Consider the following 15,079-nt stretch of genomic DNA (forward strand, 5'->3'; position numbering starts at 1 on the left):
CCCGCCGCCGCCGACGGGGCGGTCGCGCGCCCCCGGGCTCAAGCGGGTGCGACGTCCGTGACGACGACCTGCGTCCCGGCGCAGGCGGTCCCGCGCTCGACGGGGCGGGGCGTGCCCGTGACGCGGACGCGGTCGCCCACCGAGACCTCGACGCCCGCGGGCAGCTGCAGGGAGAAGACCTGGCCGCCGCTCGTCATCTCGACGCAGCCGGCTGCCGAGGGCTCGACGACCTCGCCGACGAGGACGGTCGGGCGCGGGACGTCGGTCGGCGCCGTGGGCGGTGCCGTCGGACGAGGCAGGAGCGGGAGGCTGCCGCCGCTCGGGCGCGGTGACGAGGACGGCGAGGTGGCGCCGGGCTCGTCGCCGGGCTCCGGTGGGCTGGTCGTCATGCCGCCCATCGTCGGGCCGCTCGTCGTCGGAGCGCCGGTCGACGTGGCGGCACCCTCGTCGGGGGCGCCGGAGGTCGGCGCCGGACTCGTCGCCGAGCCGGCCGCCGGGGACCCCGGCCCCGCGTCGTCGGCGCCGCAGCCGACGAGGGCGAGCAGGGCGGCGACGGCGACGACCGCCGGGAGGGCCGCGCGCCGGGTCGCCGTGGGCCGGGTCGCCGTGGGCCGGGCCGTCGCAGGCCGGGCCGTCGCGCCACGGCTCCCGGCGCCACGCGTCTCGGCGTCACGGCTCACCGCGTCACGCGAGTGGGCATCAGCAGCGGAGGGGACCGGGCGGCCGGCGGGAAGGGTCACGGGGCTGGGACGCACGGGCGCGCCCCTCCGGTTCCCGGCGCGTCCGCGGGCACCCGGCCTCCGCTCGTGACCGCCGCCCGGCGCCCCGGCACTCGGCGCCCCCCCTTCACTCGAGCACCCCGGCACCCCGGCACCCCGGCACCCCGGCGCCCCGCCCTCCCGCCACCCCGGCCCCCCTGCGGCGCCGGTGCCGGTCTGGTGGGATCGGCGTCATGGCGCCGCCCCCCGCACCCCCCGACCGGCTCGCCGCCAGCACCGTCGGCGAGGAGGGTCCTCGCGTCGTCTTCGTGCACGGGCTCTTCGGGCAGGGCCGCAACTGGGCGACGGTGGCGCGGTCGCTCGCGGGTGGACCGCGGCGGGTGACGGTCCTCGACCTGCCCGACCACGGGCGCTCCCCGCGGTCCGAGCGCGTCGACTACCTGGCCATGGCCGAGGGGGTGGCCGTCGAGCTCGAGGAGCTGGGCGAGCCCGTCGTCCTCGTCGGCCACTCGATGGGCGGCAAGGTCGCGATGCAGCTGGCCCTCCGACGCCCCGAGCTGGTGCGGGCGCTCGTCGTCGTGGACATCGCCCCGGTGGAGTACCCGCTCGCCGGGGGGCGCACCGACGACCCCGACGAGGAGGCCTCCCCCTTCGCCGACTACATCGACGCGATGCGGGCGATCGACCTCGACCGCCTCGGCAGCCGCGAGGAGGCGCACGACGCCCTGCGCGACGTCGTCCCCAGCGACGCGGTGCGCGGGTTCCTCCTCCAGAGCCTGCTGCGCGAGCGGGGTGACGGCGACGGAGGGCCCTCCTGGCGGTGGGCGCTCAACCTGCCCGTGCTGCGGGAGGGCCTCGAGGTGCTGCGCGGCTTCCCCGAGCCGCCGGAGGGCGCGGTCTTCGACGGCCCGGTGCTGTGGGTCGCCGGGGCCACCTCCCACTACGTCCTCGACCGGGACCGCTCCCGCATGCAGGAGCTCTTCCCCTCGACCCGGCTGGTGCGCGTCAAGGGGGCCGGGCACTGGGTCCACTCCGAGCAGACCGAGGTCTTCACCGCCACCCTCGAGCGCTTCCTCGCCTCGGTGGAGGCCGACGGCGCCCCGTCCTAGTGCTCGACGCGCTCGTCGCGTCGTCGCGTGCCTGCGACGCACGCGTCCGGCCTCCCACGCCGGCGCCGGTCCCCGCCGACGACGCCCACCCCACCCCTCGCACCACCCCCCCGACCGCGGCGAGGTCGTGCGCGGTCGTCGTCATCGACGAGGAGCAGCGGTCAGTACGGCGGCGCACCGTCCCCCCACGCGTCGTGCTCGTGGGCCGGCGCTCCGTCCACCTCGTTCGACGCCGTGCTCGAGTCTCTGGTTGCCGACGCCGCGCCTCCGCGACCGCTGGAAGACCGCCATCCGTCACCACCGGGACGCCGGCGCAGCTCCTGCTGCTGGCGTGCGAGCTCGGCGTGCACCCGGTCGAGGTCGTGGGCGGCGGAGTCGCGGGTGGGGTAGCGCGCGGGGCCGAGGTGTCGCTCCTCGAGCGCGGCCGCGGCCGCGGACTCGGCCCTCATCGCGGCACGGACGGCGTCGGTGACAGGCGGCGCGGGGCGCGGCAGCAGGGGCTGCGCCGGGACGTCCACGACCTGGCCGAGCGGGGTGATCCAGGCCAGGCCGGGGTCGCGGGCGTCGTCGGTCATGGGCACGGCCTTCCATCCGCAGTGGTGCTTGGCGAGGTGGTGGCGCCGGCACAGGACGTCGAGGTTGCACGGGCACGTCGGTCCGCCGGTGGCGTGGGGGGTGCGGTGGTCGAGGTCGCAGCGGGTGGCGGGCATCCGGCAGCCGGGGGCCTGGCAGCGGGGTGAGCGGGTGCGCACCCAGCGGGCGCACGCCTCGGTCGGCGTGTACGAACCGGGTCCGCCGGTCGCGGCGGCGTAGGAGCAGGCGGACCGTCGGGCGGCGCGGCGCAGCGAGGCGTGCCGCGAGGTCGACGAGGAGCCCGCCACCGTCACCGGTCTCGACGGAGGAGGTGGCGGTGGCGAGGGCGGCGGCGCGTCCTCGGCTGTCCTCCCGGCTGCGGCTGCGGGCGCGGCTGTCGTCCCGGCCGCCGCTGCGGCTGCGGGCGCGGCTGCCGTCCCGGCTACGGCTACGGCTGCGGTCCTGGCGGGGTTGGTGGGCGGCGGTGTCGATGGCGGCGACTCCAGTGGCGACGGCGCGGGGTCGTCGGGGGTGTCGGGGGTGTCGACGCGCACGGTGATCGCCGCTGTGCGGCCGCGTCGGGCGGGCGCGCTCCGGGGGCCCTTCCGCGGTGGGTCGGGCGGCGTCCCTGTCGACGTCTCTGTCGTGGTGGTGGTGCTGGGTTCGGGGGTCTGGAGGTGGCCGTCGAGGCCGACGAGGTGGCCGGTGACCGGGGCGGTCAGGGCGCGGCGGAAGCGGTGCCCGGCGGCGAGGAGCTCGGCGACGGCCACCGCGGGGAGGGGTCCGAGGGTGGGGTGCTGGGCGGGGTCGTCGTCCAGGCCGAGCAGGCTGGTCAGGGCCACGGTGACCTGCGGGCCGTGGGGGCTGCGCGCCCGCGTCGTGACCGTGCTGCTCACCGGGACCGAGCGCCCGGCTCCGGCGGCGTCCGCACCGGCCGTAGCCCCACCGCGAGCACCCGCCCAGGCACCGGCACCAGCGCCGGCGCCGGCGACCAGGTCGGTGGTGGTGGCCAGGTCGGTGGTGGTGGCCGGGTCGGTGGTGGTGAGGTCGGTGGTGGTGGCGAGGTCGACGAGGGCGTCGAAGCGGCGCGCGTCGATACCCCTCCGGTCCGGCAACCCCGCAGCCGCGTCGCCCAGGGCGAGGGGGTCCAGGCCCGCGGACGTCGCGGCGTGCGGGTCGACCCTGCCGTGCTCCCCGGCCCGCGCCCGGGCCGTGGTGGTCAGCCGCTCGAACACGCACGCCAGGTCCAGCACCGGGCCCGTCGCGACGAGCTGGGCCATGCCGTCGTCCACCGGGAACAGGCGCACCCCGCGGGCGCAGGTCGCTCGCCGCACCCGCCGCCGCACCGCCTCGGGGTCGGTCGTCGCGACGAGGTGACGCACCCGCGCCCGCAGCGCCGGGGTCGTGAGGGGGCCGAGGTCGGCGGCCAGGGCCGCGTCGACCGTCGTGGCGTGCACCGGGGACAGGGCGAGGGTCTCCTCGGCGACCAGGCGGGAGCGCTGCGGGTCGATCCGCCCCGCCTCCAACGCGGCCAGCGTCACCGGCAGCCGGGTCGTCACCGCCAGGGCCTCGGCGACCACGTCCTGCGCCCGCCGCAGCGGCACCACCAGCGCGACCGCCAGCTCGGCCGCGGCGGCCTCGAACGCCACCCCCGCATCCCGCCCCGACCCCGACATCGGCAACGAGACCATCCCGGCACCTGCACCTGCACCGGCACCACGGTCCGCGATCGCGACACCGGTCTGACCGTCGCCGGCGCCGTCACCCCCGCCGGTGCCGTCACCGCCGCCGGCCCGAGGCGCCGCCGGCCCACCCGACACCGACACCTCGTCCACCAGCGCCGCGACCTGCCGCAGCAGCCCCGCCCACGCCACTGACCGCGCCGCCTCCAACGCGACCACCGCCTGCACCCGACCCAGCGCCCCGACCCGCACCGCCGCCCGCACCCGACCGACCTCACCCCCCAGCTCGACGACACCGCCGCCCTGGCCCGCGCCAGCACCGGTCACGTCAGGGGCGCCGGCGCCACGACCGGCGCACGGCGAGGCGCACGGCAGGACGGCGTCGTCCCCCTCGGCCCCGCACCCGCCCATCTCGAACACGTGTACCAGACTAGGGGCGGGGTCCGACAACGCCCCCACGGCCCCGCGGCCTGTGGACGACGCCCCGCTCCACGAACCTGTGCGCGACCACCGGACACCGCCGGACGGCCGGCGCGCCCCGACGTCCGCGGACCGACCCGTCCCCGGGCCCCGGAGGCGGGCCGAGGACGGCCGAGGGCCCAGCGGCAGACGCCGCCGGGCCCTCGGTCCGTGCTGAGCCCGGGCCGTCGCCCGGGCGGGGGAGGGTCAGCTCACGCGGACCCGCATGGACGTGCCGTCCTCGGAGACGACGCGCATCTTCACGCCGACCGCGGGGAGCTTGACGCCCTGCGAGGGGAACTCCTCGAAGAAGAACTTCTTCGTGTCGTCGAACACCCGCGCCGGCTTCTGCCCCCGGATGTAGCTCGGCTGCCCGTCGACGTGGAGGGTGAAGGAGTCCACCGGCTGCGTCCCGAAGGGCGCGTCGTAGGACTGGATCCGCGTCCGCCAGGGCTTGCCCTGGAGGTTGTAGATCGGCCGCGGGTGCGCGTCGACGATGAGGTTGCGCCCCTCACCGAGGTGGTCGCTGACGTTGTTGTCCGCCATGGACGTGTCCCAGTAGGTGACGAGGAGCCCCTCCTGGTACGGGAAGTGCTCGACGAAGTCCGGCAGCGCGCTCCCGAAGCCGAAGTTGTACGGCCCCGTCCGCAGGTACTGGTCGTAGCTCACGTAGCTGCGGTGACCGGCGATGTAGTAGTTGTCGTAGCCCTTCGTCTGGCTCGCCCCCACCGCGGTGAAGCCGTCCAGCGCCAGCACCGACGGGACGCTCTCGGCGCCGTTGCTGAACACGGTGCGGCCGTTCGCGGTGATGGCGATGTCGTCGGCGAAGAAGCCGGCCTCGGTGTACCCGCCGTCCGTGCGGTAGAGCATCCGCAGCTGCACCCGCTGGCCCGCGTAGGCGTCGAGCGGCACGACGACGTCGCCCCACTCGGGGTGCATGCCCGAGAGGGACGGGGCGTCCGAGCTGTCCGTGTCGAAGGCGGCGCCGTCGACCGTGCCCTGCAGGGACGTCCAGTTCTTCCCGCCGTCGGTCGACGCCTGGAAGTACAGGTAGTCGTAGTCGGCCTCGATGCCCCAGCGGGCCTTCAGCGTCGCCTGCGCGGTGGTGGCCCTCCGCAGGTCCGCCGTCGCCGTCATCGTGCTGCTGAGGTTGTCGGCGCGGCCGGACCACCACTGCTTCTCACCCGCGAAGGGGGCGCCGAACTGGGTCGTCACCTCCTTGTCCGGGAGCACCGAGACGATGGCCTGGGCCTTCGCGCTGTTGTACTCCTGCGGGCCGAGGTCGATGGTGCGCTTCTGGCCCGCGGGGACGACCTCGTAGTCGAGCCAGCCGAGCTGGAGCTTCTCCCAGGCGCCGAGGTCGCCGGCGCGGGAGCCGAGCGGCTCGCCCTCCGCACCGAGGCGGCTCTGCGCCATGAGCGACCAGTACTCGACGTTGTTGCTCGCCTTGCCGGTCGTGTCGTAGTCGTCCGGCAGACCGAGGTCGTGGGCGAACTCGTGGGCGAAGACGGAGTAGCCGCCGTTCTCCGGCTGGACGGTGTAGTCGCCCACCCAGATGCCGGTGTCGCCGATCTGGGTGCCGCCGAGCTTGTTGGTCTCCGGCCCCGTCGCGCCCTGGTCGGTGCCGAAGGCGTACCAGCGGTGCGCCCAGATGGCGTCCTCGCCGTACGTCGGGTCGCCGTCGGACTCGTCGCCGCCCGCGTGGACGATCTGGAAGTGGTCGATGTAGCCGTCGGGCTCGTTGAAGTCGCCGTCGCCGTCGAAGTCGTAGCGGTCCTGCTGGTCGAACTCGGCCAGCTCGGCGGCGATGTCCTCGTCGCTCATGCCCGCGGCCTCGCGCTCGGCCACCCACTGGTCGACGGCGTCGCGGACGAGGTACCAGGCCCCGGCGTCCGTGCGGCCGTAGCGGGCCTCGTTGTAGGGCACCCGCACCCAGTCGGAGACCTCGCCGTCGACGCTGTAGCGACCGGAGGACTGGGCCTCGTAGTAGCTCTTGAGCGTCGCGTCGCCGTCGCCGAAGTAGAGGTCCTGGTAGTGCTGCTGGTCGTAGTCCGGCTGCCAGACCGTCGTGTTGTCGACGGAGCGGTCGGGCTCGGGGATCTCGTTGTGGCGGGGCCCGTCGAAGCGGGTGGGCCCGGGGGTGTCCGGGTCCGAGTCCACGTCGGGGAAGTCCGGGTGCCGCTCGTCGCCGAACTCCGCCAGGATGACGAATATCTTGTCGGTGCTCTCCCGCGAGAGCTCGACGTACTGGTCCTGGGTGGCGTTCGGACCGCCCTCGGCCTTCGCCGGCGCCGCGCCCTCCGGCGCTGCCTCGGCGCCGACCTTGACGACGGTGCTGCCGTCGATGACCTCCGGCTGCAGCTCGCCGTCGAGCACGCCGGTGAGGGCCGCCTCGCGCAGGGCGCGGCGCTTGTCCTCCAGGGGGTTGGGGAGGTCGTCGACGAAGGGCGCCGCCTGCGGCGCCTCGGTCGTGGCCGTCCCGGAGGGCGGGGCCGCGGCAGCGGGGGCGGTGGCCGCGTAGACCAGGCCGCCTCCCAGGGCCACGCTGACCAGCCCGCACGTCAGCTTGCGCATCTGTCTCCTCGGTGAGTACCTGCGCGGAGGTCCTCCGCGCCGCGAGGGACAGTAGGCGCAGTTGCGCCGTTCGGGTAGATGTCCGGGCGAACTACTTCGGTCCGTCTCGGCACCGACCGAGGTCGCGGCCCGCTACGGCGCGATCTCCCCGACCGGGGGGACGTCGGAGGCCGCACCCCGGGACGGCGGAGGGCCTCAGCCCAGCTTGACGAGGCCCTTGCGCAGCTGGCGCGCGGCCTGGGCGATGCGCTGCTCGTTCTCGATGAGGGCGAAGCGCACGTAGTCGTCGCCCTCGGGCCCGAAGCCGACACCGGGCGACACCGCGACGTCGCACTCGGTGATGATGTGCTTGGCGAACTCGATCGACTTCATCTCCGCGTACGGCTCCGGGATCTTCGCCCAGGCGAACATCGTCCCCTTGGGCGCCGGCAGGGGCCATCCCGCCCGGTTGACGCCCTCGACGAGGGCGTCGCGCCGCGACTGGTACACCGCGTTGACCTCGAGCGGGTAGTCGCTCGCCTCGTTGAGCGTGACCGTGGCGGCGATCTGGATGGGCTGGAAGGTGCCGTAGTCGAGGTAGCTCTTGAGCTTCGCGAGGGCGCCGACGACCTCCTTGTTGCCCACGAGGAACGCCACGCGCCAGCCGGCCATGGAGAAGGACTTCGTCATCGAGTACAGCTCGACGGCGCACTCGGTGGCGCCCTCGCACTGCAGGATCGACGGCGGCATCCAGCCGTCGAAGGCGGTGTCGGAGTAGGCGAAGTCGTGCACGAGGACGACGTCGCGCTCCCGCGCCCAGTCGACGAGCCGCTGGAGGTCGGGCAGCTCGATGGTCGCCGTCGTCGGGTTGTGCGGGAAGGACAGGACGACCACGCGCGGCTTGGGCCAGCCCAGCTCCCACGCCTCCATGACGTTGTCGACGTACGCGGCGCCGCTCGGCCCCTCGGGGCCGTTGAGGGAGACCTGCCGGGCGTCGGCGCCGGCGAAGTAGGGGCCCCAGATGTGGATGGGGTAGCTGGGCGAGGGCACGAGGGCCGCGTCGCCCGCCTGCAGCAGCACCCACATGAGGTGGCTGAAGCCCTCCTTGGCGCCGATGGTGCTGATGACCTCGGTCTCCGGGTCCAGGGTCACGGAGAAGCGGCGCTGGTAGAGGTCGGCCACCGCCTGGCGCAGCTTGGGCAGGCCGCGCGAGGAGGAGTAGCGGTGGTTGCGGGTGTTGTGCGCCGCCTCCGCGAGCTTCTCCACGGTGAGCTCCGGGGAGGGGATGTCCGGGTTGCCGAACCCGAGGTCCACCACGTCGCGTCCGGCTCGCCGGGCCTCGATCTTCAGCGAGTCGATGATCGTGAAGACGTACGGCGGCAGGCCCGGGATGCGACGGAACTCCATGTCCGGAGGGTAGACCTGCACCCCCCGCGGGCGCGGGAGGGCCCGCTCCCCGGACACGGTCGGGGAGGCCCGCCCACGGACCTGCGCAACCCCGTCCCTTGCGGACCGACGCGCCCCTGACCTGCGACGACGCGGAGCGAGCGGGCCTTGCGCAGGTCGCCGTGCGCCGAGGTCAGGCCTTGCGGGCCGCCACCGCCGCGTCGTAGAGGTCGCGGCTCGTCGCGCCGTGCTCGGCCGCGACGGCGCGGGCGGCGTCCTTGAGCCGCTCCCCCGCCTCCGTGCGCGCCAGCACGAGCGCCAGCAGCTCCTCCGGACCGGACCGGGACGGGCGGGCGCCCGCGACGACGAGGGTGATCTCCCCGAGCAGCGTCCGGTCCGACCAGGCGAGCAGCCCGTCGAGGTCGTCGCGCACGACCTCCTCGTAGGTCTTCGTCAGCTCCCGGCAGACGGCCGCCCGACGGTCGCCGCCGAGCACCTCGGCCATGACGGCGAGGGACGCCGCGAGCCGGTGCGGGGACTCGAAGAAGACCATCGTGCGGCGCTCGTCCGCGAGCTCGCCGAGGACGCGGCGCCGGTCGCCGTCGCGGCGCGGGAGGAAGCCCTCGAAGGTGAAGCGGTCCGTCGGCAGGCCCGAGACGGCCAGCGCGGCGAGGACGGCGGACGGCCCCGGCACGGCGCTCACGGGCAGGTCCGCGGCGACCATCGCCTGCACCATCCGGAACCCGGGGTCGGAGACCGACGGCATGCCCGCGTCGCTCACGAGCACCGCGGTGCCGCCGGCGCGGACGACGGCGACGACCTCCTCGGCGCGCGCGGCCTCGTTGTGCTCGTGGCAGGACACGACGCGACCGCGCGGCTCGACGTCGAGGGCCCGCAGCAGGCGGCGCAGGCGCCGGGTGTCCTCCGCGGCCACGAGGTCGGCGGTGGCGAGGGCGTGCGCCAGGCGCGGCGGGGCGTCCCGCGCGTCGCCGATGGGGGTGGCCGCCAGCAGCAGCCGCCCGCCCGCGCGGGGGGCGACGGGCTCCAGACCCGGCGCCGCGTCGTCCGCGTCGTCCGACGCCTCGTCGTCCGGTGCCGCGACGTGCGACGCCTCGTCGGCCAGCCCGTCGTCGACCGGTCCGTCCTCGTCCTCCGGCCGGGGGTGCTCGCGCTGGCTCACCCGGCCGAGTCTCGCAGCCCCGGCGCGGGGAGGCGCCCGGCGGACGTCCGGGACGCCGTCGCACGCCCCGCCTAGCATCCCCCTCGTGACGACGACGCCGGACGCGCCGCCCGCCGGGACCTCCCCGGCGCGCCCCTCCGGCGCCGAGGTCCCGCCGCCGGCGTCGGCGCCGGACGACGCGCCGTCCCTGCGGGAGCGGCTCGTCGGCCGCCCGCCGACCGACCGGCTCTGGGGCTGGGTGGGCCCCCTCGCCGTCACGGCGCTCGCCGCGGTCCTGCGCCTGTGGGACCTCGGCCGGCCCCACCAGCTCGTCTTCGACGAGACGTACTACGTCAAGCAGGCCTACTCGCTGCTCGTGGCGGGCTACGAGCTGCGCTGGCCCGAGGGCGCGGACGAGGCCTTCGCCGCGGGCACGCCCTCGCCGCTGGAGACCGCGGACTTCCCCGTCCACCCGCCCGTCGGCAAGTGGGTGCTCGCGCTCGGCCAGCTGCTGCTGGGCCAGGACAGCTCCACGGGCTGGCGGCTCGGCGCCGCGCTCGCCGGCGTCGTCTCGGTGCTCCTCGTCGCCCGCATCGCACGGCGCCTGCTCTCCTCCACCCTGCTCGGCACCGTCGCGGGCCTGCTGCTCGCCGTCGACGGCCAGCACCTCGTGCACTCGCGCACCGGGCTCCTCGACGGCGTCCTCACCCTGTGGGTGCTGGCCGCCTTCGGCGCCCTCCTGCTCGACCGGGACGCGAGCCGGGCCCGCCTGGCGCGCGCGGTCACCACCCGCGGTCCCGCCGGCGCGCGCCTGGCCGGCCTCGGCCCGTGGCTGCTGGCGCGCCCGTGGCGCCTCGTGGCCGCCGTCTGCCTCGGGCTCGCCGTCGGCACGAAGTGGTCGGGGCTCTACGCCTTCGTCGCCCTCGGCCTCCTGACGGTGCTGTGGGACGCGGGCGCCCGCCGCGCCGCCGGGGTGCGCCACTGGTTCGCCGCCGCCGTGGTGAAGGACGGCGTGCCCGCCGCCGCGGGCATGCTCCTCGTCGCGCTCGGGGTCTACCTCGCCTCGTGGGCCGGGTGGTTCGCCAGCACCGGGGCCCACCTGCGCCAGTACGCCGCCGAGCGGCCGGACTACCTGCCGTGGCTGCCCGACGCCCTCGCGTCGCTGTGGCGCTACCACCAGGAGATGTACGGCTTCCACGTCGGCCTCTCCAGCCCGCACCCCTACCAGGCGAGCCCGGAGTCCTGGCTCGTCCAGGGCCGCCCGACGTCCTTCTTCTACGAGGCGCCCACCCTCGGCGTCGACGGGTGCGCGGTCAGCGCCTGCTCCCGCGCCATCACCGCGCTCGGCAACCCGGTCGTGTGGTGGGGCGGGGCCCTGGCGGTCGTGGTCCTCGTCGGGGTGTGGGCCCTGCGGCGGGACTGGCGCGCCGGCGCCGTCCTCGCGCCCCTGGCCGGCCTCTACCTGCCGTGGTTCCTCTACCCCGAGCGCACCGTCTACACCTTCTACTCCGTCGCCTTCTCCCCCTACGTCGTCCTGGCGCTGACCATGGCGCTCGGCATGGTGCTCGGGCGCCCCGACGCACCGCCGCGGCGGCGCCGGTGGGGCGCGGCGGTGGCGGGCGCCGTCGTCGTCGCCGCCGTGCTGGCGGCCGCCTTCTTCTGGCCCGTGTGGGCCGCGCAGGTCATCCCCACCGAGCACTGGCGCTGGCGGATGTGGTTCCCCAGCTGGATCTGACGGACCGCTGCCGCCGCGGTCGGCCCAGACCGGTCGGCCCAGACCGGTCGACTCAGCCCGGTCGGCTCAGCCCTGGTCCGTCGGCCCCGGCCGGCGGCCGTGGTGGCGCCCGAGCGGCACCACCATGGGCGTGCCGCACACCGGGTCGGGGACGACCTCGCAGTCGAGCCCGTAGACCTCTCGCACCGTCTCGACCGTGACGACCTCCGAGGGCGTCCCCTCGGCGACGACGGCGCCGTCGCGCATCGCGACGACGTGGTCGGCGTAGCGGCAGGCGAGGTTCAGGTCGTGCAGCACGAGGACGACCGTGACGCCGCGGTGGTTGAGGTCGGTGAGGAGGTCGAGCACCTCGACCTGGTGGGCGAGGTCGAGGTAGGTCGTCGGCTCGTCGAGCAGGAGGACGTCGGTCTCCTGGGCGAGCGCCATGGCGATCCACACCCGCTGCCGCTGGCCCCCGGACAGCTCGTCGACGGGGCGGTCGGCCAGGTCCTCGGTGCCCGTCCACGCCAGGGCGCGGGCGACCGCCTCCTCGTCGGCGGCGGTCCAGCGGCGCAGCCACCCCTGGTGCGGGTAGCGGCCCCGGCCCACGAGGTCGGCCACCGTGATGCCGCCGGGCGCCGCGGGGCTCTGCGGAAGGATGCCGAGGACCTCGGCGACCTCCTTGGTGGGCATCTCGTGGACGGCCCGGCCGTCGAGGAGCACGGCCCCCGACGCCGGGGCCAGCAGGCGGGCGACGCCCCGCAGGAGGGTCGACTTGCCGCACGCGTTGGCGCCGACGACGACCGTCACGCGCCCCGGCGGGACGGTGAGGTCGAGGTGCCGGACGACGGGGCGCTCGTCGTAGACGAGGGTGAGGTCGCGGACGACGAGGGAGCGCTGGGCGGTCACGTCGCTCAGCCCGCCGTCCCCGCGCGGCCCGCGCGGACGAGGAGCCAGAGCAGGTACGGCGCCCCGACGACGCCCGTGACGACGCCCACGGGCAGCTGGGGCAGCAGCGGCGCGTGCTGGGCCACGAGGTCGGCCCCGGTCAGGACGACGGCCCCGACGAGCGCCGAGGCGCCGAGGGCCGTGCGGCCCGGGAGGAGGCCCCGGGCGACCGGGCCGGCCACGAGCGCCACGAAGGCGACGGGCCCGGCGGCGGCGGTGGCGACGGCGGCGAGGCTAGCCGCCACCACCACGAGCAGCAGCCGCGCGCGGCCGACGCGGAGGCCGAGGCCGGCGGCGGCGTCGTCGCCCACGCCGAGCCCGGCGAGCAGCCGCACGCACGCGAGGGCCACCGGGACGAGGACGGCGGCGCCCACGGCGAGGGGCACGACGACGCCCCAGTCGGTGCCGTTGAGGCTCCCGGTGATCCAGACGAGCGCCTGCGCGGCCTCGGTGGCGTCGGCGCGCGTGAGGGCGAGGCTGACGACGGCGTTGAGCGCGGCCGCGGCGCCGATGCCGACGAGGACGAAGCGGTAGCCGCTGAGCCGCCCCCGCGTGGCGAGGGCCGAGATGGCGAGCGCCGTGCCGAGCGCGCCCAGGGCGGCGGCGCCCGACACCCCGAGGCCGGGCAGGCCGGCGCCGGGGGCGCCGAGACCGAGGACCGCGACGACCGCCGCGGCGCTCGCCCCGGCGGAGATGCCGATGACGTCGGGACTCGCGAGCGGGTTGCGCAGCAGCGCCTGCAGCACGGAGCCGGAGAGGCCGAAGCAGGCGCCCGCGAGGACGGCGGCCAGCGCCCGCGGCAGCCGCAGCTGCAGGACGACGAGCTCGGCGCCGCCGTCGCCCCGGCCGACGAGCGCCCCGAGGACCTGCGCCGGGGAGAGCGGGAAGTCGCCCACCGACAGCGCCACGAGCAGGAGGCCGAGCAGGACGGCGGCCAGCGCGCCCACCACGGCGAGCTCGCGCCGCCGCGCCAGGCCGCGGGCACGGCGGACCGCCCGCCGCGCCGCCCGCACGCGGTCGGGAGCGAGGTCGGGCAGCGCGAGCGCCGCACCCGCGCCCGGGGCACCTCCGTGCGCGCTCTCGGGCGCCCGCCGGGTCGTCGCGGCGCTCACAGCTCGAGGCTCCCGCGGCGGCGGCGCACGAGGGCCACGAGGACGGGCGCCCCGAGCAGCGCCGCCACGACGCCGACCTGCACCTCGCCCGGCCGGGCGACGACCCGGCCGAGGACGTCGGCGAGGAGCAGCAGCGTGGGTGCGACGAGCGCCGACAGCGGCAGCAGCCACCGGTGCGCGGGGCCGGTGAGCGCGCGGACGAGGTGCGGGACGGCGAGGCCGACGAAGGCGATGGGCCCGGCGAGCGCCGTCGCCCCGCCGCAGAGCAGGACGGCGGCGAGGGCGCCGAGGGCGCGCACCGCCCCGGTGCGCTGGCCGAGGCCGCGGGCGACGTCGTCGCCGAGCTGGAGCGCGTCGAGCGCCGGCGCGAGCAGCAGGGCGAGGAGGGCGCCCGCGGCGACGACGGGCAGCACGGCCGCCACGGCGGAGAGGTCCCGGCCGACGAGGGACCCGACCTGCCAGAAGCGGAACTGGTCGAAGGTGGCGGAGTCCGTGACGAGGACGCCCGTGGTCAGCGACAGCAGCAGGGCGCTGACCGCCGCGCCCGCCAGCGTCAGCTTGACCGGCGTGGCCCCCTCGCGCCCCGTCGCGGCCACGAGGTGCACGACGACGGCGGCCGCGGCGGCCCCGGCCAGCGCGAACCACACGTAGCCGCCCGGGCTCGTGACGCCGAGCACGCTGATCGCGAGGACCACCGCCGTGGCGGCGCCCGCGTTGACGCCGAGGAGGCCCGGGTCGGCGAGGGGGTTGCGCGTGAGCCCCTGCATCACCGCCCCCGCCAGCCCGAGCGCCGTGCCGGCGACGAGGCCGACCACGGTCCGCGGCAGCCGCAGGTCGAGGACGACGAGGTGGTCGGTGCTCGAGCGGTCCGGCGCGAGGAGCGCCTCGACGACGACGCCCGGGGGGATGCCGCGGGAGCCCACGGCCAGGCTCAGCAGGGCGGCCGCCACCAGCGCCGCGAGGGCGAGCAGCACCGCCGCGACGAGCACCGGGCGACCCCGCCGTCGACCGGCCGCGGTGGGGACGGCTCCGCGAGCAGCGGCAGGGGTGCCGGCACCGGCCCGCGCCCGCGGCCCGTGCGCGGCGCCGGGCCGGGCCGACGACGGGGCCGGCGCGCTCATGCAGGCGAGCCTAACCTCGTCCGGCGCGGCCGTCGTCACGCGCGAGGGCCGGGCGGGGGCGGCTCAGCCCTCGGCCGCGGGCGCCCCGTCGTCGGGCTCCATCCACAGGACGCCCCAGGCGTGGCCGTCCGGGTCGAGGAACGTCCGGCGGTAGACCGACCCGTCGTCCTGCACCGGCTCCGGCCGAGCCCCGCCGGCCGTCTCGGCGCGCGCCACGAGGTCGTCGACGCCCTCGCGGGAGGTCGCGGGCAGGCACACGACGACCTCGCGGGGGTCCCCCGGCGAGGCGACGGGCCCCGGCGCGAGGGCGGCGAAGCGCTCGCGCTGCAGGAGGAGCACCACGACCTCGGTGCCGACGACGAGCGTCGCGCTCGCGCCGTCCTCGGGGAGCGGGTCCACCGGGAGGCCGAGGGTGGTGAAGAAGTCCACCGACCGCCCGACGTCCTCGACGGGCAGGTTGACGAAGACGACGGCCACGAGCGGCTCCCCCGGGGCCGCGGCGGCCGGTGCGGCCGCGGGGGGGGGGGGAGGGAGGACAAAACCA

11 protein-coding genes are annotated in these 15,079 nt (G+C 76.7%); 2 read left to right on the forward strand and 9 right to left on the reverse strand.

Translation table 11 applies throughout. The features are described 5' to 3' along the window. Positions 1 to 38: 38 nt before the first annotated feature. Positions 39 to 389 carry a hypothetical protein gene (locus WDV85_RS02760; protein ID WP_339569158.1) on the reverse strand — a complete coding sequence of 117 codons (351 nt, stop codon included), beginning with the start codon at positions 387 to 389 and terminating at the stop codon, positions 39 to 41. Positions 390 to 952: 563 nt separating this feature from the next. Here WDV85_RS02760 and WDV85_RS02765 point away from each other — a divergent pair. Next, positions 953 to 1,828 (forward strand): alpha/beta fold hydrolase, encoded by an 876-nt coding sequence (locus WDV85_RS02765; protein WP_339569159.1) that lies wholly within the window; start codon positions 953 to 955, stop codon positions 1,826 to 1,828. Positions 1,829 to 1,989: 161 nt separating this feature from the next. On the opposite strand, the gene WDV85_RS02770 is transcribed toward WDV85_RS02765, so the two are convergent. The 4 genes from WDV85_RS02770 to rsmI all read right to left on the reverse strand — a co-directional run bounded on the left by WDV85_RS02770 (position 1,990) and on the right by rsmI (position 9,661). Beyond that, on the reverse strand, positions 1,990 to 4,494 hold the full coding sequence (locus WDV85_RS02770) for an HNH endonuclease signature motif containing protein (protein WP_339569439.1): 2,505 nt from the start codon (positions 4,492 to 4,494) through the stop codon (positions 1,990 to 1,992). A gap of 255 nt (positions 4,495 to 4,749) precedes the next feature. Continuing rightward, complete coding sequence (locus WDV85_RS02775) at positions 4,750 to 7,116, reverse strand: immune inhibitor A domain-containing protein (RefSeq protein WP_339569160.1); 2,367 nt, start codon at positions 7,114 to 7,116, stop codon at positions 4,750 to 4,752. Positions 7,117 to 7,311: 195 nt separating this feature from the next. Beyond that, positions 7,312 to 8,502 carry an aminotransferase class I/II-fold pyridoxal phosphate-dependent enzyme gene (locus tag WDV85_RS02780; protein WP_339569161.1) on the reverse strand — a complete coding sequence of 397 codons (1,191 nt, stop codon included), beginning with the start codon at positions 8,500 to 8,502 and terminating at the stop codon, positions 7,312 to 7,314. Between the two features lie 172 nt (positions 8,503 to 8,674). Beyond that, the gene (gene rsmI / locus WDV85_RS02785; protein WP_339569162.1) at positions 8,675 to 9,661 is read right to left on the reverse strand and encodes a 16S rRNA (cytidine(1402)-2'-O)-methyltransferase; all 987 of its coding nucleotides are present in this window, start codon (positions 9,659 to 9,661) and stop codon (positions 8,675 to 8,677) included. 85 nt (positions 9,662 to 9,746) lie between these two features. Here rsmI and WDV85_RS02790 point away from each other — a divergent pair, with 85 nt between their 5' ends. Then, entirely contained in the window at positions 9,747 to 11,375 is a 1,629-nt protein-coding gene (locus WDV85_RS02790) for a dolichyl-phosphate-mannose--protein mannosyltransferase (RefSeq protein ID WP_339569163.1), read from the forward strand. Between the two features lie 66 nt (positions 11,376 to 11,441). Here the strand turns inward: WDV85_RS02790 and WDV85_RS02795 are convergent, their stop codons facing one another. The 4 genes from WDV85_RS02795 to WDV85_RS02810 all read right to left on the reverse strand — a co-directional run. Further along, the gene (locus WDV85_RS02795; protein ID WP_339569164.1) at positions 11,442 to 12,263 is read right to left on the reverse strand and encodes an ABC transporter ATP-binding protein; all 822 of its coding nucleotides are present in this window, start codon (positions 12,261 to 12,263) and stop codon (positions 11,442 to 11,444) included. 5 nt (positions 12,264 to 12,268) lie between these two features. Next, on the reverse strand, positions 12,269 to 13,414 hold the full coding sequence (locus tag WDV85_RS02800) for a FecCD family ABC transporter permease (RefSeq protein WP_339569165.1): 1,146 nt from the start codon (positions 13,412 to 13,414) through the stop codon (positions 12,269 to 12,271). Next, positions 13,411 to 14,535, reverse strand: a complete 1,125-nt coding sequence (locus tag WDV85_RS02805) for a FecCD family ABC transporter permease (protein ID WP_339569166.1) — start codon at positions 14,533 to 14,535, stop codon at positions 13,411 to 13,413. Before WDV85_RS02805 ends, WDV85_RS02800 begins: the two co-directional genes overlap by 4 nt. Positions 14,536 to 14,598: 63 nt before the next feature. After that, a partial coding sequence (locus WDV85_RS02810) for a VOC family protein (RefSeq protein WP_339569167.1) occupies positions 14,599 to 15,079 on the reverse strand: 481 nt, incomplete at its 5' end.

Origin of the sequence: Pseudokineococcus sp. 5B2Z-1 (assembly GCF_037482305.1) — a bacterium.
Taxonomy (GTDB): Bacteria; Actinomycetota; Actinomycetes; order Actinomycetales; family Quadrisphaeraceae; genus Pseudokineococcus.

Excerpts from the sequence above, each read along its gene's own strand:
- WDV85_RS02760 (WP_339569158.1), bottom strand. The coding sequence starts at position 389 with ATGACGACCAGCCCACCGGAGCCCGGCGACGAGCCCGGCGCCACCTCG.
- WDV85_RS02765 (WP_339569159.1), top strand. The coding sequence starts at position 953 with ATGGCGCCGCCCCCCGCACCCCCCGACCGGCTCGCCGCCAGCACCGTC.
- WDV85_RS02770 (WP_339569439.1), bottom strand. The coding sequence starts at position 4,494 with ATGGGCGGGTGCGGGGCCGAGGGGGACGACGCCGTCCTGCCGTGCGCC.
- WDV85_RS02775 (WP_339569160.1), bottom strand. The coding sequence starts at position 7,116 with ATGCGCAAGCTGACGTGCGGGCTGGTCAGCGTGGCCCTGGGAGGCGGC.
- WDV85_RS02780 (WP_339569161.1), bottom strand. The coding sequence starts at position 8,502 with ATGGAGTTCCGTCGCATCCCGGGCCTGCCGCCGTACGTCTTCACGATC.
- WDV85_RS02805 (WP_339569166.1), bottom strand. The coding sequence starts at position 14,535 with ATGAGCGCGCCGGCCCCGTCGTCGGCCCGGCCCGGCGCCGCGCACGGG.